Annotated in this window: 19 protein-coding genes; 11 read left to right on the plus strand and 8 right to left on the minus strand. The window is 64.6% G+C overall.

The features are described from left to right. From C2I19_RS22250 to C2I19_RS09395, 6 genes are all read left to right on the plus strand, one after another. Positions 1 to 644: alpha/beta fold hydrolase (locus C2I19_RS22250; RefSeq protein WP_199181121.1), on the plus strand; the 644-nt coding region annotated here is incomplete at its 5' end. Between the two features lie 180 nt (positions 645 to 824). Beyond that, complete coding sequence (locus C2I19_RS09375; RefSeq protein WP_103902460.1) at positions 825 to 1,982, plus strand: isochorismate synthase; 1,158 nt, start codon at positions 825 to 827, stop codon at positions 1,980 to 1,982. Then, positions 1,979 to 3,583, plus strand: coding sequence for a (2,3-dihydroxybenzoyl)adenylate synthase (locus tag C2I19_RS09380; RefSeq protein ID WP_103902438.1), 1,605 nt, complete (start codon positions 1,979 to 1,981; stop codon positions 3,581 to 3,583). The genes C2I19_RS09375 and C2I19_RS09380 overlap by 4 nt, the downstream gene beginning before the upstream one ends. A gap of 5 nt (positions 3,584 to 3,588) precedes the next feature. Then, the gene (locus C2I19_RS09385) at positions 3,589 to 4,464 is read left to right on the plus strand and encodes an isochorismatase (protein WP_103902439.1); all 876 of its coding nucleotides are present in this window, start codon (positions 3,589 to 3,591) and stop codon (positions 4,462 to 4,464) included. 2 nt (positions 4,465 to 4,466) lie between these two features. Then, positions 4,467 to 5,231 (plus strand): 2,3-dihydro-2,3-dihydroxybenzoate dehydrogenase, encoded by a 765-nt coding sequence (gene dhbA / locus C2I19_RS09390; RefSeq protein WP_103902440.1) that lies wholly within the window; start codon positions 4,467 to 4,469, stop codon positions 5,229 to 5,231. Between the two features lie 120 nt (positions 5,232 to 5,351). Next, positions 5,352 to 6,452 carry a 3-deoxy-7-phosphoheptulonate synthase gene (locus tag C2I19_RS09395; protein WP_103902441.1) on the plus strand — a complete coding sequence of 367 codons (1,101 nt, stop codon included), beginning with the start codon at positions 5,352 to 5,354 and terminating at the stop codon, positions 6,450 to 6,452. 164 nt (positions 6,453 to 6,616) lie between these two features. Here the strand turns inward: C2I19_RS09395 and C2I19_RS09400 are convergent, their stop codons facing one another. The 8 genes from C2I19_RS09400 to rimP all read right to left on the minus strand — a co-directional run bounded on the left by C2I19_RS09400 (position 6,617) and on the right by rimP (position 16,633). After that, positions 6,617 to 7,222: a hypothetical protein gene (locus C2I19_RS09400; RefSeq protein WP_103902442.1), complete on the minus strand. Its 606-nt coding sequence runs from the start codon at positions 7,220 to 7,222 to the stop codon at positions 6,617 to 6,619. A gap of 251 nt (positions 7,223 to 7,473) precedes the next feature. Beyond that, complete coding sequence (pnp, locus tag C2I19_RS09405) at positions 7,474 to 9,618, minus strand: polyribonucleotide nucleotidyltransferase (protein ID WP_103902443.1); 2,145 nt, start codon at positions 9,616 to 9,618, stop codon at positions 7,474 to 7,476. A gap of 192 nt (positions 9,619 to 9,810) precedes the next feature. After that, positions 9,811 to 10,080 carry a 30S ribosomal protein S15 gene (gene rpsO / locus C2I19_RS09410; RefSeq protein ID WP_103902444.1) on the minus strand — a complete coding sequence of 90 codons (270 nt, stop codon included), beginning with the start codon at positions 10,078 to 10,080 and terminating at the stop codon, positions 9,811 to 9,813. A 92-nt stretch (positions 10,081 to 10,172) separates the two neighbouring features. Beyond that, entirely contained in the window at positions 10,173 to 11,099 is a 927-nt protein-coding gene (gene truB / locus C2I19_RS09415; protein ID WP_103902445.1) for a tRNA pseudouridine(55) synthase TruB, read from the minus strand. After that, complete coding sequence (gene rbfA, locus C2I19_RS09420) at positions 11,096 to 11,515, minus strand: 30S ribosome-binding factor RbfA (protein WP_103902446.1); 420 nt, start codon at positions 11,513 to 11,515, stop codon at positions 11,096 to 11,098. The genes truB and rbfA overlap by 4 nt, the downstream gene beginning before the upstream one ends. 168 nt (positions 11,516 to 11,683) lie before the next feature. Beyond that, entirely contained in the window at positions 11,684 to 14,638 is a 2,955-nt protein-coding gene (infB, locus tag C2I19_RS09425) for a translation initiation factor IF-2 (protein WP_103902447.1), read from the minus strand. 39 nt (positions 14,639 to 14,677) lie between these two features. After that, positions 14,678 to 16,156, minus strand: a complete 1,479-nt coding sequence (gene nusA / locus C2I19_RS09430; protein WP_103902448.1) for a transcription termination factor NusA — start codon at positions 16,154 to 16,156, stop codon at positions 14,678 to 14,680. Between the two features lie 51 nt (positions 16,157 to 16,207). Next, positions 16,208 to 16,633: a ribosome maturation factor RimP gene (gene rimP / locus C2I19_RS09435; RefSeq protein WP_103902449.1), complete on the minus strand. Its 426-nt coding sequence runs from the start codon at positions 16,631 to 16,633 to the stop codon at positions 16,208 to 16,210. A gap of 310 nt (positions 16,634 to 16,943) precedes the next feature. Here rimP and C2I19_RS09440 point away from each other — a divergent pair, with 310 nt between their 5' ends. The 5 genes from C2I19_RS09440 to C2I19_RS09460 all read left to right on the plus strand — a co-directional run. Further along, entirely contained in the window at positions 16,944 to 18,623 is a 1,680-nt protein-coding gene (locus tag C2I19_RS09440; protein ID WP_103902450.1) for a long-chain-fatty-acid--CoA ligase, read from the plus strand. Between the two features lie 124 nt (positions 18,624 to 18,747). Further along, entirely contained in the window at positions 18,748 to 19,878 is a 1,131-nt protein-coding gene (locus C2I19_RS09445; protein ID WP_103902451.1) for a PilT/PilU family type 4a pilus ATPase, read from the plus strand. A gap of 9 nt (positions 19,879 to 19,887) precedes the next feature. After that, the gene (locus C2I19_RS09450) at positions 19,888 to 20,238 is read left to right on the plus strand and encodes an arsenate reductase (RefSeq protein WP_103902452.1); all 351 of its coding nucleotides are present in this window, start codon (positions 19,888 to 19,890) and stop codon (positions 20,236 to 20,238) included. Further along, complete coding sequence (gene dapE / locus C2I19_RS09455; RefSeq protein ID WP_103902453.1) at positions 20,235 to 21,365, plus strand: succinyl-diaminopimelate desuccinylase; 1,131 nt, start codon at positions 20,235 to 20,237, stop codon at positions 21,363 to 21,365. The genes C2I19_RS09450 and dapE overlap by 4 nt, the downstream gene beginning before the upstream one ends. A gap of 216 nt (positions 21,366 to 21,581) precedes the next feature. Continuing rightward, positions 21,582 to 22,088 (plus strand): hypothetical protein (locus C2I19_RS09460; RefSeq protein WP_199181122.1); only part of this gene is annotated, 507 nt, incomplete at its 3' end.

The following is a 22,088-nucleotide window of genomic DNA, read 5'->3' on the forward strand; positions in this document are numbered from 1 at the left end:
GCTTGCAGGCCGCCGGCATCCGCGGCGAGACGCCGGCCAGCTTCGACGCCATGGCGGATGGCTGCCTCGCCCGCATCCGCGCCATTCAGCCGCAGGGTCCGTACCGCTTGCTCGGCTGGTCGCTGGGCGGCGCGCTGGCGCAGGCTATCGCAGCGCGGCTGCGCCAGGCCGGAGAAACCGTATCGCTGCTGGCCTTGATGGACAGCTACCCAGTCAGTTGCTGGCGGGAGCGGCCGCAGCCCACGCTGCACGACGCGCTGGTGACCGTGCTCAGCGTCAATGGCGAAGTGGACGCCGACGCGGACGGGCGGCCGCTGGACAACGAGGCCGTCTACCAGCGCCTGCTACGCCCCGGCAGCCCGCTCGCCTCCCTGGGCCGCGCCGCGCTGGAGAAGCTGGCGCAGGCCTCGTGGCAGGGCATGCGGCTGTTCCGCGACAGCCCCACGCCCATCTGCGACGGGGACGCATTGCTGTTCCGCGCCGGCCGCCATCCCGCCGACGCGCCCTCGCCCGGCGATTGGGCGCCCTTCCTCAAGGGCCGTCTCGACATCGTGGAGCTGGATTGCGACCACTTCGGCATGAGCGATCCGGAGCCGCTGCGCCGGATCGGCGAAACGCTGGCGCGCCGCCTGGGCGCCGGCTAAAACCAGACTGCGCGGGGCCGCCAGGCTCGGCCTCGCGCAAGCATGAACACATAGCCAATTCCATACATTAAGCACGAAATAAAACCCAAAAGCATAAATGCGCATTTTTTCTATTGACTTCATCCCGCATTGAACATAACTTTGAACGATAATTATTATCATTATCATCTGGAGCCTGCCATGAGCACGCCAGCCGTGACGAACCTAGCAGTCGACGACGTGTTTTATTTCCTGTCCGCCCACCGCAGCTTGAAAGCCGCCGGCATCCACTCCCGCCTCCGCCTGCCGGCCAGCCACCCGGGCTTCCAGGCGGCGGCGGCCCAGGCGCTGGCCCGCGCGCGCGCCGACGGCATAGAGCAGCCGGTGCTGATGGGCGCCATCCCCTTCGACATGGATGAGCCGTCCGAGCTGTTCATTCCGTCCTGCCACGCTTTCTTTGACCGCGCGGAACGGCTGGACGCCGCCGCCCGCCGCGCCGCGGCTGTCGGCCAGGCCATAGCCGCGCGCAGCGTGCCGGACGAGCCGGCGTTCAAGTCAGCGGTTGGCCAGGCCGTGTCGCGCCTCCGCCAGGGCGAATTGCGCAAGGCCGTGCTGTCCCGCGTCTACGAAGTGGACTTCGCCGCGCCGCTGGCGGCGGAGCGCGTGTTCGACGCGCTGTGCGCCCAGAATCCAGGCGGCTACCAGTTCCAGCTGCCGTTGGCCGAAGGCGGCCATCTGGTGGGTGTCAGCCCCGAGCTGCTACTGCGCCGGCACGGCGCCAGCGTCCACACCTTCCCGCTGGCCGGCTCCGCGCGGCGCCAGGCGGACGCCGCGGCCGACCAAGCCGCCGCCGACGCGCTGCTGCGCTCGGCCAAGGACCATTACGAGCACAGCCTGGTAATAGACGACATCCGCAATCTGCTCGCGCCGCACTGCGCGGAACTGTCCATCCCGGATGCGCCGTCCTTGCTCAGCACCCGCGCCATGTGGCACCTGGGCACGACGATAGCGGGCCGGCTGGCCGATCCGGCCATGACGGCGCTGCGGCTGGCCTGCCTGCTGCATCCCACGCCGGCCATCTGCGGCTTCCCCACGGCGGCCGCGCGCGAGCTGATCCGCGAAATCGAACCGTTCCAGCGCGGCGTGTTCAGCGGCATGGTGGGCTGGTGCGACGAGGAAGGCGACGGCGAATGGGCGGTGACCATACGCTGCGCCACCGTGGACGGCAGCCGCGCCCGCCTGTTCGCCGGCGCCGGCATCGTCGAGGCGTCCACGCCGGAATCGGAATGGGCGGAAACTCAGGCCAAGCTCGCCACCATGCTGGGCGCCTTCGGCCTGTCCGGCCAGGAGGCGGCATGAGCATCGCCTTCATGCCCTGGCCGGCCGAACTGGCCGCCCGTTACCGCGCCGCCGGCTGGTGGAATGATCAGCCCATGACCGAAATGCTGGCGCGGCAATGCCGCGAGCGCCCGGACGCGCCGGCCATCTTCTGCGGCGAGCGCGAAATCAGCTACGCCGAGCTGGATCGCCAGTCCAGCAGCCTGGCCGCCTGGCTGCACGCGCGCGGCTTGCGCCGCCATGACGCCGCCCTGGTGCAGCTGCCTAACGTGGCCGAGTTCTACGCCGTCCTGTTCGCGCTGTTCAAGCTGGGCGTCGCGCCGGTCAACGCGCTGTTCAGCCACCAGAGGCTGGAATTGTCGTCCTATGCCAAGCAGATCCAGCCCAAGTTGCTGATCGCCGACAGGCAGCACGCGCTGTTCGGCGACGACGCGATGGCGGACGAGCTGGCCGCAATCTCGCCGCCACTAAGTCTTCGCTTGTTCGCCCATGACACGCTGGAAACCGCGCTGCAAAGCGATGCCGAACTGCCGGCCGAAGCCGGCCCGACCGACGCGGCGGAAGTCGCCTTCTTCCAGCTGTCCGGCGGCAGCACCGGCACGCCCAAGCTGATTCCGCGCACCCACAACGACTACTTCTACAGCGTGCGCCGCAGCGCCGAGATCTGCCAACTCGGCCCGCATACCCGCTTCCTGTGCGCGCTGCCGGCGCCGCACAACTTCCCGCTCAGCTCGCCGGGCGCGCTCGGCGTGTTCCACGCCGGCGGCGCGGTGGCGCTGGCGTCCAGTCCGGAGCCGCTGGCCTGCTTCGCCCTGATCGCGCGCCATCAAGTGAACGTCGCCGCGCTGGTGCCGCCTGCCGTCGCGCTGTGGCTGCAGGCCGCGCCGGGCCGCGAGGCCCTGCTGAGAAGCCTGCAGTTGCTGCAAGTCGGCGGCGCCAGCTTCGCCGAATCCTTGGCCCGCCAGGTGCCGGAAGTGCTGGGCTGCAAGCTGCAACAGGTGTTCGGCATGGCCGAGGGCCTGGTCAACTACACCCGCTTGGACGACGGCGACGACATCGTATACGGCTGCCAGGGCCGGCCCATGAGCGACGGCGACGAGGTGAAGGTGGTGGACGAAGCCGGCCATCCGGTGCCGCCGGGCGCGCCCGGCATGCTGGCCACCCGCGGCCCCTACACCTTCCGCGGCTACTACCTGGCGCCGGAGCACAACGCCCGCGTGTTCGACAACGAGGGCTTCTATTATTCCGGCGACGTGGTGGTGGCGGACGAGCGCGGCAACCTGCGCGTGGTGGGTCGGGTGAAAGATCAGATCAACCGCGGCGGCGAGAAGATCGCCGCCGAGGAAATCGAGCACCTGCTGCTGCGACACCCGCAAGTGGCCCAAGCCGCGCTGGTGGCCATGCCGGACAGCATGCTGGGCGAGAAGAGCTGCGCCTTCATCGTGCCGCATGGCGACGGTCTGAAGTCGGTGGCGCTGCGCCGCTTCCTGCGCGAGATAGGCGTAGCCGACTATAAACTGCCCGACCGTTTCGAACTGCTAAACGCCCTGCCGCTGACCCATGTCGGCAAAATAGACAAACAAGCGCTGCGCGGCATGCTGGCCGCCGCGGCCGGAGCCTGAACGCCATGAGCATCCCCAAGCTGAACGCCTACCCGCTGCCGCAGGCGGCCGATTTTCCCGCCAACAAAACCGCCTGGCGCGTGGCGCCCCAACGCGCCGCTCTGCTGATCCACGATATGCAGCGCTACTTCCTGGCCTTCTACGGCGAAGACAGCCCGCAGATGCAGGAGCTGATCGCCCGCGTCGCAGCATTGCGCGATTGGGCTGACAGCCACGGCGTGCCGGTGGTCTACACCGCGCAGCCGACCGAGCAGAAAGCGGAAGACCGCGCCCTGCTGAACGATATGTGGGGGCCCGGCCTGACCACCGCCGACCCGGCGCTGCAGGCAGTGACGCCGCGGCTGGCCCCGCGCGAGCAGGACACCGTGCTGGTGAAGTGGCGCTACAGCGCCTTCCAGCGCAGCGATCTGCAAGAAAAGATGAAAGCCTGGGGCCGCGACCAGCTGGTGATCTGCGGCGTCTACGCCCACATCGGCTGCCTGATGACCGCCTGCGACGCCTTCATGCGCGACATCCAGGCCTTCATGGTCGGCGACGCGGTGGCGGACTTCAGCGAGGACGAGCACAAGATGGCGCTGCGCTACGTCGCCACCCGCTGCGGCGCGGTCATCGCCGCCTCCTCGCTGAGCGGCCATGGCGAGCAAGCCTTCACCCGAGACTGGCTGAAAACGCAGATCCTGAGCGCATTGTCCGATGGCGACGACAGCCTGGCCGGCGACGACAATCTGCTCGATTACGGCTTGGACTCCATCCGCCTGATGGAGCTGGTAGCGCAATGGCAGGCCCGCGGACTCGACATCAGTTTCGAAGACCTGGCGCGCCTGCCGACGCTGAACGGCTGGTGGACGGCCATAGCAGCCAAGCTGCCGCAGGAGGCCTGAGCATGCGCGGATTCGATTTCAGCGGCCAATGCGTGTGGGTGACCGGCGCGGCCCAGGGCATAGGCCAGGAAGTGGCGAGCCGCTTCGTCGACGCAGGCGCCCGCGTCGTCGCGCTGGATATGAAGTTCAGCAGCCCGAGCGCCCGCGATGGCGCGCGGCGCGAGCTGCCGCTGGACATCCGCGACGCCGACGCCGTGGCCGCGCTGTGCCGGCGGCTAACTGAGGAAGACGCCCTGCCCGACGTGCTGGTCAACGCCGCCGGCGTGCTGCGGTTGGGCCAGCTCGACGCGCTGTCGCCGGAAGACTGGCGGCAGTGCTTCGCCGTCAACGTCAGCGGCCCCTTCCACCTGTTGCGCGCGCTGCTGCCGCACTTCAAGGCGCGCCGCGCCGGAGCCATCGTCAACGTCGCCTCCAACGCCGGCCACGTGCCGCGCCTGGAGATGGCCGCCTATGGCGCGTCCAAGGCGGCGATGGCCAGCCTCAGCCACAACGCCGCGCTGGAGCTGGCGCCCTACGGCGTGCGCTGCAACGTGGTGTCGCCCGGCTCCACCGACACGCCCATGCTGCGCGCCATGTGCGCCGGCGGCGGCGGCACGGCGGGCGCCATCGCCGGCAAGCCGGAAGCGTTCCGCCTGGGCATTCCGCTGGGCAAGCTGGCCACGCCGGCCGATGTTGCCGACGCGGTGCTGTTCCTGGCCTCGGACCTGGCCGGACACATCACGATGCAAGACATCGTGGTGGACGGCGGCGCGACGCTGGCGGCCTGACATGGACAGCGCGCCGCCCTGTCGCACGCCCTCTCATCCGGGACGGTCTCGGCCGTCCCCGCCGCAAACAACGGGGCGCTTCCGCTGACCGTTGGCGGATCGCTTCGTGGAGAATACCCAATGACTACCCTCGCCAGGCCGGACAGCCCCTCTCGCGCCGCCGGCCCCGCCCTGCCTCCGGCCAGCCAGGCCGAATACCGCCCCATGCCAAGCCCGGCAGAGCTGCTGCGCAGCCTGCCGCAAAGCGCGCGCGCGGCGCAATCGGTCCATGCCGGCCGCGCCGCCGTGAAGCAAGTGATCGCGGGCAAAGACCCGCGCTGGCTGGTGGTGGTCGGCCCCTGCTCCATCCACGACCCACGCGCCGGTCTGGACTACGCCGCCCGCCTGGCGGAACTGGCAGACGAGCTGGGCGACACGCTGCTGATCGCCATGCGCGCCTACTTCGAGAAACCCCGCACCAGTGTGGGCTGGAAAGGCCTGATCAACGACCCGTATCTGGATGACAGCTGCTGCGTGGACGAAGGCATGCACATCGCGCGCCGCTTCCTGCTCTGCGCCGCCGAGCTGGGCCTGCCCTTGGCCGGCGAGGCGCTGGACCCGCTGTCTCCGCTCTATCTGGCCGACCTGTACAGCTGGACCGCCATCGGCGCGCGCACCACGGAATCGCAAACCCACCGCGAGCTGGCCTCGGCGCTGGACAGCGTGGTCGGCTTCAAGAACAGCACCGACGGCACGCTGGAGGCGGCGCTGAACGCCATCGTCTCCGCCAGCAGCCCGCATGCTTTCCTCGGTCTGGATCACGCCGGCCGCGTGGCAGCGGTCAACAGCCGCGGCAATCCGCACTGCCATCTGGTGCTGCGCGGCGGCGGCGGCCGGCCCAATTACGACTCGGTCAGCGTCGCGCTGGCCGAGCACGCGATGAAGAAGCGCGACATTCCGCCGGTGATCATGGTGGACTGCGCCCACGGCAATTCCTGGAAAAACCACGCGCTGCAGCCCGTGGCGCTGGCCGACGCCGTGTCCCAGATCGCGCATGGCAACCGCAGCATACGCGGCCTCATGCTGGAAAGTTTCCTCGAAGCCGGCAACCAGCCGATACCGGCCGACCTGTCCCAGCTGCGCTACGGCTGCTCCATCACCGACCCCTGCGTCGATTGGGACACCACAGCGCGCGTCCTGCGCGAGGCCCGCGCGAAATTGCGGCCACTGTTGGGAAACTGAACCCATCCGTAGCGCGGGTTGGCCGAACAGGCCATACCCGCGATTCATTTGACCAAGCTTGCTCCCCCAAACTGCAGCCACTTATCTGCGCCTGGCGCGCGGGCAAGGCCGAAGGCCTGCCCGCCCTACAAGGCTCCACTCAATCCGAGTGCGCAGCTCCAGCCTTAAAATGGCAAATGGATTGACAATAAAAGGCTCAGCGAGATTATAATCCACCACCCAATAGATATTAGTCTAAAAATCTGCCCATCAATTAAATGCCTTGTCTTTCCATTGCCGTCATATATTAAATCTCTGATCTCCCCTTCCAATCTTAACTGCTCCCCATCCGTGCTAATATATTTTTCAGGTTTAGCACAGCCGCCTTTTTGCCATTTTTTAAAATTCAAAAAAATTCGTTCCTCAGAAAGGAGCTGGCTCTCTGCCATCAGGACAAAATATTGAAAATAGCTCACCGCATTAGCGCGATTGCTAACAACGACTTTAAATCTTCTTGATGCCCAAAAATGAAAACAAAAAAGCAGGAGAAGTAAAAAAAAGAAACCAAGCTGACTCTTAAGGGGGGCTATCAAAAGCGCATCCCCAATTTTGATCTGAGAAATATAAGAAATTTGAACTGCAAAAACAGCAAATCCTGCCGACAAAACAAAACTTTGCATATTTAAATGAAAGCCGCGATAATTTTGAAGAAGCGACTCCTGCCACACAAGACCATTCATTAGAAAATCTCGCTGACTCATAAGCTGTTTTTCCGATTTATCATCGATCATTTCTCTCATATTTTAAACTACACTCAATCTAAATAAATACTTCGCCTCTGGAAAAGCGCATAGCATACCATTCATTATTCATGAACAGCCATTGATGACAAATAAATCTACCAAATTGCATCCTGCAATGTCAAATAATTGGAACAATAGAAACTCCACATCCACCACAGGCGCCATTCCCCCCAAAAAAAACCCCGCCTAAGCGGGGTTTTTTCACATGCCATCCCACGAACGAGATGGCGGCAAGCGGATTACTGCGCCTTTAGGCCGAAGGATTCAGCGGTCGCCTGGGCGGTTTTCGCTTCTTCTTCCAGCAGGGCCTTGATGGACAGGCGGATGCGGCCGCGGTCGTCCATTTCGATGGCCTTGACCTTGACCACTTGGCCTTCCTTCAGGTGGTCGGACACATTCTTGATGCGCTCGTTGGCGATCTGCGAAATGTGAACCAGACCATCCTTGCCCGGCAGGATGGAGACGATGGCGCCGACGTTGTTGTCGAGGATCTTGACCACGGTGCCTTCGTACACCTTGCCCACTTCCACTTCAACCGTGATCTCTTCGATGCGCTTCTTGGCCGCTTCCGCGCCCTCGTTGCTCACCGAAGCGATGGTGATGGTGCCGTCTTCTTCGATGTTGATCTCGCAGCCGGTGTCCTTAGTGATGGAGCGGATGGTTTCGCCGCCCTTGCCGATCACTTCGCGGATCTTCTCCGGGTTGATCTTCATCACGTACAGGCGCGGAGCGTGGGCGGACAGCTCTTGCGGGCCATCCACGGCTTCCTTCATCAGGCCCAGGATGTGGATACGCCCTTCCTTGGCCTGCTCCAGCGCAACCTGCATGATTTCCTTGGTGATGCCCTGGATCTTGATGTCCATCTGCAACGCAGTGATGCCGCCGGCGGTGCCGGCCACCTTGAAGTCCATGTCGCCCAGATGATCTTCATCGCCCAGGATGTCGGTCAGCACGGCGAAGCGGTTGCCCTCCAGGATCAGGCCCATGGCGATGCCGGCCACGTGCGCCTTCAGCGGCACGCCGGCGGACAGCAGCGACAGGCAGCCGCCGCACACGGAAGCCATCGACGAGGAGCCGTTGGATTCAGTGATTTCCGACACCACGCGCATGGAGTAGCCGAATTCGTCTTCCGGCGGCAGCACGGCAACCAGCGCGCGCTTGGCCAGGCGGCCGTGGCCGATTTCGCGGCGCTTCGGCGGGCCCATGCGGCCGGCTTCGCCGGTGGAGTACGGCGGGAAGTTGTAATGCAGCATGAAGCGCTCGGTGTATTCGCCGGCCAGCGCGTCGATGATCTGCTCGTCTTGCTTGGTGCCCAGCGTGGTCACCACCATGGCCTGGGTTTCGCCGCGGGTGAACAGGGCGGAGCCGTGGGTGCGCGGCAGCACGTTGTTGCGGATGCTGATCGGACGCACGGTGCGGGTGTCGCGGCCGTCGATGCGCGCTTCGCCGGCCAGGATTTGGCCGCGGACGATTTCAGCTTCCAGACCCTTGAAGATGCCCTTGATCTCGTTGGCCTTCAGGGTGTCGGTGTCTTCGTTGATCAGGCCGGCCTTGACCGCGGCCCAAGCTTCGTTGATGGCCACGGTGCGGGCTTGCTTCTGGCGCAGGCGGAAAGCTTCAGCCAGCTTCTCGCCGGCGATGCCGCGGATCTGGGCGATCAGCTCTTCATTGGCGACCGGAGCGGCCCAGTCGAACATCACCGGGTTCACTTCGTCGGCCAGCTCGTTGATGGCCTTGATCGCGGCTTGCATCTGCTCGTGGCCGAACACCACGGCGCCCAGCATCACGGCTTCCGGCAGTTCCTTGGCTTCCGATTCCACCATCAGCACGGCGCGCTGGGTGCCGGCGACGACCAGGTCCATCTGCGAGGTTTGCAGTTCGGTCTTGGTCGGGTTCAGGATGTATTCGCCATTGGCGTAGCCGACGCGGGCGGCGCCGATCGGGCCGGCGAACGGCAGGCCGGAGATGGCCAGGGCGGCGGAGGCGCCGATCATCGCCGGGATGTCGGAATCCACTTCCGGATTCAGCGACAGCACGGTGGCGACGATTTGCACGTCATGGTAGAAGCCTTCCGGGAACAGCGGACGGATCGGGCGGTCGATCAGGCGGCTGGTCAGCACTTCCTTCTCGGACTGCTTGCCTTCGCGCTTGAAGAAGCCGCCCGGGATCTTGCCGGCGGCGTAGGTGCGCTCCAGGTAGTCCACGGTCAGCGGGAAGAAGTCTTGGCCCGGCTTGACGGACTTGCCGCCCACCACGCTGACCATGACGACGGTGTCGTCCACCGACACCACTACGGAACCGGACGCCTGGCGGGCGATTTCACCGGTTTCCAGGGTGACGGTTTGACGGCCGAACTGGAAGGTTTTGGTGATCTTGTTGAACACTTGGGTTTCCCTATTCTTGGTTCGATTGCTAAAAATGCGAGCCGGAAAAAAACAACGGGAACCCCTATAAATTCTGACCGAGCGATGGATCGGAATTTGTAGAGGCTCCCCCCGTTGTAGCAATAAAAACTCGCGAACTGCCGGTGTGAAAAAGTCGCAGCGAGCTGCGACTTTTTCAGAACCGTATGCCGATTACTTGCGCAGGCCCAGGCGGGTGATCAGCGCGCGGTAAGCGTCAGCGTCGGTACGCTTCAGGTAGTCCAGCAGACGGCGACGACGGCTAACCAGCTTCAGCAGACCACGACGGCTGTGGTGGTCCTTGGTGTTGGCCTTGAAGTGCGGGGTCAGGTCGTTGATGCGTGCGGTCAGCAGGGCAACTTGAACTTCGGACGAACCAGTGTCGCCTTCAGCGCGTTGGAAGCCTTTAACGATTTCTGCTTTTTGAGCGGCGGTCATTGCCATTTGGATTACTCCATATCAGTAGGGGGTTTGAAACCCGACAAGTGCGGCGAGCCGGAAAACCCAACCCATCCCACACTCCGGTAATTCGCGAATCAGGCCTGGGCCTGGGCCTGGTTCGCCAGGAGCCGGATCGGATGCAGGCGGCCATCGCCGCGCGCCTCGCCCAGCCCCACGAATTTCCGGGACGATTGCTCGTAAACCCGGAAGCGTTGCATTTTCTCACACTTTTGTTCAAAACGCACGGGCTGGCCGTGCAGAAACTTGCCGATCTCGCCCTCCGGCAGCTCCAGTTGCGGGAAATGCATCACCAGCACATCCGCCGGCATCAGCAAGGCTTCCCGAGCCGGCATGTCCAGTTGCTCCAGATCGGCCAAGGCATGCGACTGTTCCAGGCCGAAACCGCCGGTGGCGGTGCGGCGCAGCGCGGTCAGATGCGCGCCGCAACCGAGCGCCTCGCCGATGTCGCAGCCCAGGGTGCGGATATACGTGCCCTTGGTGCACAGCACCTCGATCTCGGCCGACACCTCGTCGAAGGACAGCAGTTCCAGCTTGCGTATGGTGACCTGGCGCGCCTCGCGCGGCACTTCGATGCCGGCGCGGGCGTACTCGTACAGCGGCTTGCCCTGGTGCTTCAGCGCCGAATACATCGGCGGCACCTGGCTGATCTCGCCGCGGAAACGCTCCAGCGCGGCTTCCAGCTGCTCGCGGCTGAAACTCACCGGCCGCTCGGACACCACCTCGCCTTCCACGTCGCCGGTAGTGGTCACCACGCCGAACTTGATCGTGGCGCGGTAGCCTTTGTCGGCGTCCAAGAGATAAGACGAAAACTTGGTCGCCTCGCCCAGGCACACCGGCAGCAAGCCGGTAGCCAGCGGATCCAGCACCCCGGTGTGGCCGGCCTTGGCCGCATTCAGCAGCCAGCGCGCCTTTTGCAGCGCGTTGTTGCTGGAGATGTCGTAAGGCTTGTCGATCAGCAGCACGCCATCAATATGGCGGCGATTGCTGCGCGGCTTGCTCATTCGGCCTTGCCCTCGCCCTCGCCGGCCTCGTCCTCCGCGAGGGAACCGAACTTCTCCGCATCCTCGCGCGCCACCTGGTTGATCAGGCTGGTCAGATGCATGCCGCGCTCGACCGAGTCGTCATAGACGAAATGCAGCTGCGGCATGCTGAACATCTTGATGGCGCGGCCCAGTTCGTTGCGCAGATAGCCGGTAGAGCTGTCCAGCGCTTCCTGGGTGGCTTCGCGGGTGGATTCCACCATTACCGTGTAGTACACCTTGGCGTGGGAATAGTCGCGGGTCACTTCCACCGAAGTGATGGTGATCCAACCCGCGCGCGGGTCTTTCAGGCCCTTGCGGGTCAGTTCGGCCAGCTCGCGCTGGATCTGCTCGGCGATGCGGTCCGAGCGGGAGAAACCTTTTTTGGCTTTGGCCATATTACTTCCCATTCTGTTCTGGCGCGGCCCATGCGGCCGCCAAGCCACGGGGCCCGTCCAAACGCACGCGCTATGGCATGCGCTTGGACGGGCGTCGTGGCGAATACGAAAAAGGGCGAGCGCCCATCGGCCTTCCGGCCGACGCGGCACCCGCCCCTGGCGTCCCGATTACAGGGAGCGCGCGACTTCCACGATCTCGAACGCTTCCAGCTGGTCGCCTTCTTGGATGTCGTTGAAGTTCTTCAGCATCAGGCCGCATTCGTAGCCCTGCTTCACTTCCTTCACGTCGTCCTTGAAGCGCTTCAGCGAGTCCAGTTCGCCGGTGTGGATTACCACGTGGTTGCGGATCAGACGGACCGAAGCGCTGCGCTTGATCATGCCGTCGGTCACCATACAACCCGCGATATTGCCCACCTTGGAAACCGTGATCACCTGACGGATCTCGACGGTGCCCAGCACCTGTTCCTTCTTCTCCGGCGCCAGCATGCCGGACAGCGCGGCCTTCACCTCGTCCACCGCATCGTAAATGATGTTGTAGTAACGGATGTCGACGCCTTCGTTCTCCGCCAGCTTGCGCGCGGCGGCGTCGGCTCGGGTGTTGAAGCCGATCACGATGGCCTTGGAAGCGATCGCCAGGTTGACGTCGGATTCGCTGATGCCGCCCACGCCGGAGTGCAGGATGCCCACGCGAACTTCTTCGGTGGACAGCTTCTGCAGGCTGCCGGCCAGCGCTTCGTACGAGCCTTGCACGTCGGCCTTGATGATGATGGACAGGGTTTGCACCTCGCCTTCGGCCATCTGGGCGAACATGTTCTCCAGCTTCGCGGCCTGCTGCTTGGCCAGACGAACGTCGCGGAACTTGCCGGCGCGGAACAGCGCGATTTCGCGCGCTTTCTTTTCGTCGGCCAGCGCCATCGCGTCTTCGCCGGCTTGCGGCACGTCGGACAGACCCAGGATTTCCACCGGGATGGCCGGACCGGCAGACTCGATGGCCTTGCCGTTTTCGTCCATCATGGCGCGGACGCGGCCGAATGCCGTGCCTGCCAAGATCACATCGCCCTTCTTCAGCGTGCCGGATTGAACCAGCAGAGTGGCGACCGGACCGCGGCCCTTGTCGAGGCGAGCCTCGACGATGATGCCCTTGGCCAACGAATCCACCGGGGCCTTCAGCTCCAGCACTTCAGCCTGCAGCAGAATGGCTTCCAGCAGCGCGTCGATATTCAGGCCCATCTTGGCCGACACTTCGATGAACTGGGTGTCGCCGCCCCAATCTTCCGGCACCACTTCGTGCGCCACCAGTTCCTGGCGGATGCGCTCGACATTGGCGCCCTGCTTGTCGATCTTGTTGACCGCCACCACCATCGGCACCTTGGCGGCCTTGGCGTGGTGGATCGCTTCGATCGTCTGCGGCATCACGCCGTCGTCCGCCGCCACCACCAGCACCACGATGTCGGTCGCCTTGGCGCCGCGGGCACGCATCGCGGTAAACGCTTCGTGACCCGGGGTATCCAGGAAGGTGATCATGCCGCGCGGGGTTTCCACGTGGTAGGCGCCGATGTGCTGGGTAATGCCGCCGGCTTCGCCCGCGGCGACCTTGGCGCGGCGGATGTAGTCCAGCAGCGAGGTCTTGCCGTGGTCGACGTGGCCCATTACGGTCACCACCGGGGAACGCGGCTTCTCCACCACTTCCACGGTCTCGCCGCCGGTCACTTCCAAATAGGCTTCCGGATCGTCCGCTTGGGCGGCCTTCGGATTGTGGCCCATTTCTTCCACCACGATCATCGCGGTTTCCTGGTCCAGCACCTGGTTGATGGTGACCATCATGCCCATCTTCATCAGCGCCTTGATCACTTCCACGGCCTTGACGGCCATGCGGTGAGCCAATTCGGCCACGGTGATGGTTTCCGGCACCAGAACCTCATGCACGATAGGCTCGGTCGGCGCCTGGAAGGCGTGCTGATTATTGCCTTGCTTGCCCTTGCCCTTGCCGCCGCGAGACTTCCAGTCGCCGCTAGCATCGCCGCCGCGGGTCTTCAAACCGCCGCGGCCGCCCTTCTTCTTATCGTCCCAGCGGTCGCCGCCCTTCTTATTGTTGCTGCTCCCGCCCTTCTTGGCGTCCGGACGACCGGCGACGGTCGCCGGAATGACCGGCGCGCCAGGCGCTGCGGCAGGAGCCGAACGCGGGCCGCGATTGTCGCCAGCCGGACGCGGACCGCGGTTGTCGCCTGCGGGGCGCGGGCCACGATCGCCAGCCGGGCGCGGGCCGCGGTCGCCGGCGCCAGCCGGACGCGGACCACGATCGCCAGCGCCAGCCGGGCGCGGGCCGCGGTCGCCGGCGCCAGCCGGACGCGGGCCACGATCGCCGGCCGGACGCGGGCCGCGATCGCCGGACGGCGCGCCGCGACGATCATCACGGCGCTCTTCGCGACGTTCCTCGCGCGGCGGCTCCACTACCGGAGCCGGCGCGGGAGCCGGTTGAGAGGCGGCCAGCTTGGCAGCCTGGCGACGCTCTTCGCGCTCGATCTTTTCGCGCATCAGCGCTTCCTGACGAGCGCGGAAAGCGGCCTGGCGCTTTTCTTCCGCTTCGCGCGCGGCGATTTCTTCCGGCGACAGGATGGAGGCGACCGTGCGCGGAGCCGGCGCCGCAGCCGGTTTCGGCTCAGGCTTGACTTCCGGCTTCGGCTCGGGCTTGGCTTCGACCTTCGGTTCCGGCTTGGCCTCAACCTTCGGCTCCGGCTTCGGTTCCGGCTTGGCCTCGACCTTCGGCTCCGGCTTGGCTTCCGCCGGCGCGGCGACAGGCGCCGGAGCGGCCGGTTTGGCGGCCTCGGCGCGCGGCGCTTCTTCCGGACGCGCCACCACGCGCTTCTTGCGCGTTTCCACGGTCACGGTGCCGCCGTCGGCTTTTCTCACCTCGCTGGTGGACTTGCGAGTCAGCGTAATGCCGCCGTCCTCGCGCGCACCGTGCGCGCGCTTCAGATAGTCCAAGAGCTGGGACTTGTCTTGCGCCGACAGGGTGTCTTCCGGCGAGCGCTTGCTCACGCCCGCGGCACGCAGCTGCTCAAGCAGGCGTTCCGGCGTGAGATTCATCTCGCTGGCAAATTGTTTTACATTCGTCAAAACCATTCGTCTTCCCAAATTCCGTAAATACTTCCCGAGAAAGCCTTACTGGTTGAACCAGTGTTCGCGCGCCTTCATGATGATTGCGCGTGCAGCTTCCGCTTCCATGCCGGTCATGTCCACCAGATCGTCAACGGCCAGGTCGGCCAGATCGTCGCGGGTGGTCACGCCGCCTGCGGCCAGCTTGCGAACCAGCTCGGCATCCAGGCCTTCCATGTCCTTCAAGTCGTCGGATACGTTCTCGACCTGTTCCTCGGACGCAATGGCCTGTGTCAGGAGCGCATCACGGGCGCGGCTGCGCAGCTCGCCCACCAGCTCCTCGTTGAAGCCTTCGATTTCCAGCATTTCTTCCAGCGGCACGTAGGCCACTTCTTCCAGCGCGGCAAAGCCTTCGTTCACCAGCTTGGCTGCGATGTCCTCTTCCACGCCCAGCGCGCTGGCGAACAGCTGGCGCAGCGCGGTGTCTTCGGCCAGGTGCTTCTCTTCGGCCTCGGTCACGGTCATGATGTTCAAGTACCAGCCGGTCAGTTCAGCGGCGAGCTTGACGTTCTGACCGCTGCGGCCGATAGCCAGCGCCAGTTGCTCTTCCTCTACGACCACGTCCATGCTGTGATTGTCTTCGTCGACCATGATGCGGCTCACTTCAGCCGGTGACAGGGCGTTGATGACGAATTGGGCCGGTTCCGGCGCCCACAACACGATGTCCACGCGCTCGCCCGCCAGTTCCTGCGTCACGGCCTGGACGCGGGAGCCGCGCATGCCGATGCAGGTGCCCTGCGGGTCGATGCGGGCGTCGTTGGCCTTGACGGCGATCTTGGCGCGCATGCCCGGATCGCGCACGGCGGCGCGGATTTCCAGCATGCCTTCCTCGATCTCCGGCACTTCCAGCTCGAACAGCTTGGTCAGGAATTCCGGCGCGGTGCGCGACAGGATCAGCTGCGGGCCGCGGCCCTGGCGATCGATGCGCAGCAGGTAGGACTTCACGCGGTCGCCCACGCGCAGGTTTTCTTTCGGAATCATCTGGTCGCGAGGCAGCACGGCTTCCAGCTTGCCGCACTCCACGATCGCGTTGCCGCGTTCGATGCGCTTGATGGTGCCGATCACCAGGTGCTCGCGACGCTGCAGGAATTCGTTCAGCAGCTGCTCGCGCTCGGCGTCGCGGATGCGTTGCAGGATCACCTGCTTGGCGGTCTGCGCGCCGATGCGGCCGAACTCCACGGCTTCCATCGACTCTTCGATGAAGGCGCCCAGTTCGATGCGCGGATCGCGCTCCCGCGCGTCGATCAGGCCGATTTCCTTGCTTTCGGATTCCAACAGCTCGTCTTCCACCACCAGCCAGCGGCGGAAGGTTTGGTACTGCCCGGTGTGGCGGTCGATTTCGACGCGCACATCCATCTCGTCATCGGTAAACTTCTTTTTGGTGGCCGAGGCAAGCGCCATCTCAAGGGCGGAAAACACCACATCCTTGCTGACATTCTTCTCGCTCGCCAGGGCATCAACCAGCAACAAAATCTCGCGACTCATGCATTCCTCTCCGAATTTTGTCCTTTAGCGCGGGCTATCGCCGTCCAGGCATCAGAACTCAGGCTCGATGCGAGCCTTGTCGATGTTGGCGAACGGAATTTCCACGATGCGGCCATCCACTTCCAGCCTCACGGAGCCTTCTTCGACCCCGGCAAGACGACCGGTAAATTTCTTCTGCTGCTCGATCGGCATCCGCGTCTTGATCTTGGCGAGCTGACCGGCAAAGCGGACGAAATCGGCTTCCTTCTTCAAAGGACGGTCCAGGCCCGGCGAAGACACTTCCAAGCGCTCGTAATCCACGTTCTCGACCATGAACAGTCGAGTCAGGTGATTGCTCACCAGCACGCAGTCTTCCACGGTGATGCCACCGGGCTTGTCGAGAAACACGCGAAAACCGCCACCCTGGGTCATTTCAAAGTCGACCAATTCATAGCCGAGACCCGGCAGGGTGTTTTCCAGCAGCAAACGAACATCCATTGCTTTTTCCACAAATAAAAAATGGGCGAAACGCCCATCCCTAACCGCTGCGATTGTAACCTATTTCCCAAAAAAAGGAAACCTGCCCGAGACTTGCGTGACCCTGCCCCGCCCCGTGCCCATGCCAGACAATTTTTGCGAGAGTTTTTCAGTTACGGTACATTACCGCGGATCAAACACAAGTTTGACCGCAGCGGCCCCGGCCGCCAAGACAACGACGACAAAAAACAGCGACTCGCTAGACCGAATCGCCTCCGGCGCGCGCCGGGGCGATGTTCGCTAAAACCGCACGACGGAGAAACCTGGATTTATGGATAAGGTGTGGCTTAAAAACTACCAGGCTGGGGTGGCCCACGAGATCGACATCAATCAGTTCCAGTCGGTCATCGAAGTGTTCGACCGCAGCGTCAAGAAGTTCGGCGACCGCCCGGCCATGGCCTGCATGGACAAGGTGCTCAGCTACTCGGAACTGGACGCGCTGTGCTCGCGCTTCGCCTCCTTCCTGCAACACAAGCTGGGCGTCAAGAAGGGCGACCGCGTCGCCATCATGATGCCCAATCTGCTGCAATACCCCATCTCGGTATTCGGCGCGCTGCGCGCCGGCGGCGTGGTGGTCAACGTCAACCCCCTGTACACCCCGCGCGAGCTGGAACACCAGCTGAAAGACGCCGGCGCAGAAACCATCGTCATCTTGGAAAACTTCGCCAGCGTGCTGGAGCAGGTGCTGCCGCGCACCCAGGTCAAGAACGTGGTGATCGCCTCCATCGGCGACATGTTCGGCTTCCCCAAGCGCCAGCTGGCCAACTTCGTGGTGCGCAAGGTCAAGAAGATGGTGCCGCCGTGGCATATCCCCGGCCACGTCCGCTTCAACGACGCACTGGCCGCCGGCGCCGCCAAACCGTATGACAAGGTAGCGCTGGGGCACGACGACATCGCCTTCCTGCAATACACCGGCGGCACGACCGGCGTGGCCAAGGGCGCTGAATTGCTGCATCGCAACATCGTCGCCAATATGCTACAGGCCGGCAACTGGGTCAATACCCTGGTGCGCGAAGGCCAGGAAGTCATCGTCACCGCGCTGCCGCTGTACCATATCTTCTCGCTGACCGCCAACCTGATGGTGTTCACCGAGCTGGGGGCGCTGAACGTGCTGATCCCCAACCCGCGCGACATCCCCGGCTTCATCAAGGAGCTGGGCAAGTATCCGATCACCTGCATCACCGGCGTCAACACGCTGTTCAACGCGCTGCTGAACAACCCGGAGTTCTCCAAGCTGGACTTCTCCACCTGGCGGCTGACGCTGGGCGGCGGCATGGCGGTGCAAAAGGCCGTGGCCGACAAATGGAAAGCCGTCACCGGCGTCACGCTGGCCGAGGCCTACGGCTTGACCGAAACCAGCCCGGCCGCCTGCATCAACCCGATGGATCTCAAGGCGTACAACGGCACCATAGGCCTGCCAGTGCCCTCCACCGAGATCGAGATCCGCGATGCCGAAGGCAAGCCGCTGCCGCAAGGCGAACAGGGCGAACTGTGCATCCGCGGTCCGCAGGTGATGCGCGGCTACTGGAAGCGCCCGGATGAAACCGCCAAGGTGCTGGGCGCGGACGGCTTCCTCGCCACCGGCGACATGGCCATGATCACGCCGGAAGGCTTCGTCAAGCTGGTGGACCGCAAGAAGGACATGATTCTGGTGTCCGGCTTCAACGTCTATCCCAACGAGATCGAGGACGTGGTGGCCAGCCATCCGGGCGTGCTGGAAGTGGCTTGCATAGGCGTGCCGGACGACAAGTCCGGCGAAATAGTCAAAGTCTTCGTGGTCAAGAAGGACCCGGCGCTGACCGACAAGGAAGTCATCCGCCATTGCCGCGAAAACCTCACCGGCTACAAGGTGCCCAAGCTGGTGGAGTTCCGCAGCGAGCTGCCCAAGACCAATGTCGGCAAGATACTGCGCCGCGCCCTGCGCGACCAGGAAACCGCCAAGCAGGCCTGATCCGCCCCGCGCCTGCCAAGCCGCCCTCCGGGGCGGCTTTTGTTTTGTCACGAACAAACACAAGACCGGAGACGGCGGCTAGACTATAGTGGCCTACCCCAAAACGCCGTTCAGGACCCGATTCATGCTGATGTTGCCGTTTTTCAAGCTGATGGCCGAAAAGAAGGCCAGCGACCTGTTCATGACCAGCTCGGCGCCGCCCATGCTGAAGCTGTCCGGCGAACTGCAGCCCATCAACGAGAAGCCGCTGACCGCGGAGATGGTCAAGCAACTGGCCTACAGCCTGATGAGCGAACAGGAAGTCACCGAGTTCGAGCGCGAGCGCGAGATGAACCTCGGCCATCCCATTCCCGGCCTGGGCAGCTTCCGCATCAACATCTTCTGGCAGCGCGGCTCGGTCAGCATGGTGGTGCGCTACATCGTGCCCAGCATTCCCTCGCTGGAAAACCTGGAATTGCCGGCCAAGCTCGGGGAGCTGATCCGGCTGAAGCGCGGCCTGATCCTAGTGGTGGGCGCCACCGGCTCCGGCAAGAGTTCGACGGTGGCGGCCATGCTGCAGATGCGCAACCAGAACATGCGCGGCCATATTCTGACGGTGGAGGACCCGATCGAATTCCTGCATCGCCACGACCAGTCCATCGTCAACCAGCGCGAAGTGGGCTTCGACACCCTGTCCTACTCCCGCGCCTTGAAAAACGCCATGCGCGAGGCGCCGGACGTGCTGATGATAGGCGAGATCCGCGACGCGGAAACCTTGATCCACGCCGTCAACTACGCGCAGTCCGGCCACTTGTGCATCTCCACCCTGCACGCCAACAACAGCTATCACATGCTGAACCGCGTGATCAATTTCTTCCCGCCGGAAAACCGCAACTCGCTGCTGCTGGACCTGTCGGCCTCGCTGCGCGCCGTGGTGTCGCAGCGCCTGGTAGCCACGGTGGACGGCGGCCGGGTGCCGGCGGTGGAGCTGCTGATCAATACCCCTCACATCTCCGAGTTGATTCGCAGCGGAGAGATAGACAAAATCAAGGAAGCCATCGAAAGCAGCATGAGCGATGGCGCGCAAACCTTCGAGCAGGCGCTGTACCAGCTGTACCAAGACGGCCGCATCACGCTGGAGGAAGCGCTCAGGAACGCCGACTCGCCGACCAATCTATACTGGCTGGTCAATCAGGCGAAAGAAGGCCCCGCGACGAAAAACAAGCCCGGCCCCGCCAGCGCGGCCAGCTTCGACAGCATTCAACTGGACCTGTAAACCCACCCCATGATTACCCTGTACGGCATTCCCAACTGCAACACCGTGAAGAAGGCCCGCCAATGGCTGGCCGACAACGGCATCGACTACCACTTCCATGACTTCAAAAAGCAAGGCATAGACGCCGAGCGCCTGCACGCCTGGGCCGCCCAGGTGCCGCTGGCCAAGCTGGTGAACCGCCAGGGCACCACCTGGCGCGCGCTGCCGGACGAAGTCAAAACCGCCGCAGACAGCCTGGAAGGCGCCGTCGCGCTGATGCTGGACAAGCCGTCCGTGATCAAGCGCCCGGTGCTGGAATGGGACGGCAAGACAGGCGTAGGCTTCGCCGAGGCCGAATGGGCGGAGCGATTCGGTCTATGAGCGCGACGCTGGAACTGACCCGCGAGCTGATCCGCCGCGACTCCGTCACCCCGCGCGACGAGGGCTGCCAGGCGCTGATGATCTCCCGGCTGGAAGCCATAGGCTTCGCTGTGGAAAAGATGCGCCACGGCGACGTGGACAACTTCTGGGCGCGCCGCGGCGGCGCCGGCCCGCTGTTCTGCTTCGCCGGCCACACCGACGTGGTGCCCACCGGCCCGCTGGACAAATGGGACAGCCCGCCGTTCGAGCCCACCGTGCGCAACGGCCTGCTCTACGGCCGCGGCGCGGCGGACATGAAGGCCTCGCTGGCCGCCTTCGTCACCGCCTGCGAGCGCTTCGTCGCCGAGCACCCGAACCATCAGGGCTCGCTGGCGCTGTTGATCACCTCGGACGAGGAAGGCGTGGCGGTGGACGGCACAGTGAAGGTGGTGGACGCGCTGGAAGCGCGCGGCGAGGCCATAGACTACTGCATCGTCGGCGAGCCTACCTCGGAGCAGAGACTAGGCGACACCATCAAGAACGGCCGCCGCGGCTCGCTGTCCGGCCGGCTGATCGTGCATGGCATCCAGGGCCATATCGCCTATCCGCAGCTGGCCAAGAACCCCATCCACCTGATGGCGCCCGCGCTGGCGGAGCTGGCCGCCACGCGCTGGGACGAGGGCAACGCCTTTTTCCCTCCCACCAGTTGGCAGGTGTCCAACATCCAGGCCGGCACCGGCGCCACCAATATCATCCCCGGCCACTGCGAAATCCTGTTCAATTTCCGCTTCTCGCCGGAAAGCACGGCGGAAAGTCTGAAGGAAAGGGTTTACCAAATCCTGGACAAGCACGGACTCGGCTATGAGCTGCACTGGCAGCTGTCCGGCCAGCCCTTCATCACGCCGCCGGGCGCGCTGACCGAGGCCCTGGGCCGCGCCATCGCCGAAGTGTCGGGCGCCCGGGCCGAGCTGTCCACCACCGGCGGCACCTCGGACGGCCGTTTCATCAAGCGCATCGCGCGTGAACTGGTGGAGTTCGGCCCCATCAACGCCACCATACACAAGCTCAACGAGTGCGTGGCGGCGGACGACGTGGAGCCGCTGGCCGACATCTACCGTCGCACGCTGGAGGGCCTGTTGCTGGATTGACGCCAGCAGCCCCGCCGACGCCGCCTCCGGGCGGCGTTTTGCTTTCCGCGCCAGATAAGGCTGTCCGGCTCCGCCGCATGATCCATTATTAAGGCAAGCAAACCGTTGCCGGCCACCCGCCCGGCGTAAACTCGATGCCGCTCGCCCGCCTTGCCCTTTCCGCGCCCATACCGACGCCACGGCTTCGGCGGCGGCGCTTAGCCTCCGCCCTGCCGCATGAACCCGCTCAATCCCAGCTCCGCAGCGGCCGCTAGCCGACAGGAACGGCATTGCCTCGACTACGCCGCGCTAGCCGCGCTGGCCGCCATCAGCTGCGTGGCCATCTCCTGGCTGGCGCCTGCCGCATCGGCGCTGTGGCTTGGCCACGCCGCCCCGCTGGCGCTGCTCGCCGCCACGCTATTCTCCGCCGCAGCCTCGGCTCGCTGGCGCAGGCGCCGCCAGGCCCTGGCTCCCCTGCCCTGGCTGCCCGCCCCGCTGAGGACGCTGAGCCAAACCCTCGCCGCGGCGCTGCTGCGCGCCCCGCCATCCCGCCGCGCTCCCGGCCGCCTGCTGTGGCCGCGTGCGCGGCGCTGGATCGGCCGACGCCTGGGCTGGAGCCTGGCTCGGCTAGCCGCCGGCAGCGCGCTGGCCCTCTTTCCGGCCTGGCTCAGCCTGAGCCAGGCTTTGTCCACGCCTCCCGCTGCCGCGCCCCCCTTGCTGGCATTGGCCGCGGCCGGCGGCATG

This window comes from Chromobacterium alticapitis (assembly GCF_002924365.1).
Lineage (GTDB): Bacteria > Pseudomonadota > Gammaproteobacteria > Burkholderiales > Chromobacteriaceae > Chromobacterium > Chromobacterium alticapitis.

Excerpts from the sequence above, each read along its gene's own strand:
- infB (WP_103902447.1), bottom strand. The coding sequence starts at position 14,638 with ATGGTTTTGACGAATGTAAAACAATTTGCCAGCGAGATGAATCTCACG.
- C2I19_RS09450 (WP_103902452.1), top strand. The coding sequence starts at position 19,888 with ATGATTACCCTGTACGGCATTCCCAACTGCAACACCGTGAAGAAGGCC.
- rbfA (WP_103902446.1), bottom strand. The coding sequence starts at position 11,515 with ATGGCCAAAGCCAAAAAAGGTTTCTCCCGCTCGGACCGCATCGCCGAG.
- C2I19_RS09400 (WP_103902442.1), bottom strand. The coding sequence starts at position 7,222 with ATGATCGATGATAAATCGGAAAAACAGCTTATGAGTCAGCGAGATTTT.
- nusA (WP_103902448.1), bottom strand. The coding sequence starts at position 16,156 with ATGAGTCGCGAGATTTTGTTGCTGGTTGATGCCCTGGCGAGCGAGAAG.
- dhbA (WP_103902440.1), top strand. The coding sequence starts at position 4,467 with ATGCGCGGATTCGATTTCAGCGGCCAATGCGTGTGGGTGACCGGCGCG.
- dapE (WP_103902453.1), top strand. The coding sequence starts at position 20,235 with ATGAGCGCGACGCTGGAACTGACCCGCGAGCTGATCCGCCGCGACTCC.
- C2I19_RS09385 (WP_103902439.1), top strand. The coding sequence starts at position 3,589 with ATGAGCATCCCCAAGCTGAACGCCTACCCGCTGCCGCAGGCGGCCGAT.
- truB (WP_103902445.1), bottom strand. The coding sequence starts at position 11,099 with ATGAGCAAGCCGCGCAGCAATCGCCGCCATATTGATGGCGTGCTGCTG.
- C2I19_RS09440 (WP_103902450.1), top strand. The coding sequence starts at position 16,944 with ATGGATAAGGTGTGGCTTAAAAACTACCAGGCTGGGGTGGCCCACGAG.
- C2I19_RS09380 (WP_103902438.1), top strand. The coding sequence starts at position 1,979 with ATGAGCATCGCCTTCATGCCCTGGCCGGCCGAACTGGCCGCCCGTTAC.
- C2I19_RS09375 (WP_103902460.1), top strand. The coding sequence starts at position 825 with ATGAGCACGCCAGCCGTGACGAACCTAGCAGTCGACGACGTGTTTTAT.
- rpsO (WP_103902444.1), bottom strand. The coding sequence starts at position 10,080 with ATGGCAATGACCGCCGCTCAAAAAGCAGAAATCGTTAAAGGCTTCCAA.
- C2I19_RS09395 (WP_103902441.1), top strand. The coding sequence starts at position 5,352 with ATGACTACCCTCGCCAGGCCGGACAGCCCCTCTCGCGCCGCCGGCCCC.
- rimP (WP_103902449.1), bottom strand. The coding sequence starts at position 16,633 with ATGGATGTTCGTTTGCTGCTGGAAAACACCCTGCCGGGTCTCGGCTAT.
- C2I19_RS09445 (WP_103902451.1), top strand. The coding sequence starts at position 18,748 with ATGCTGATGTTGCCGTTTTTCAAGCTGATGGCCGAAAAGAAGGCCAGC.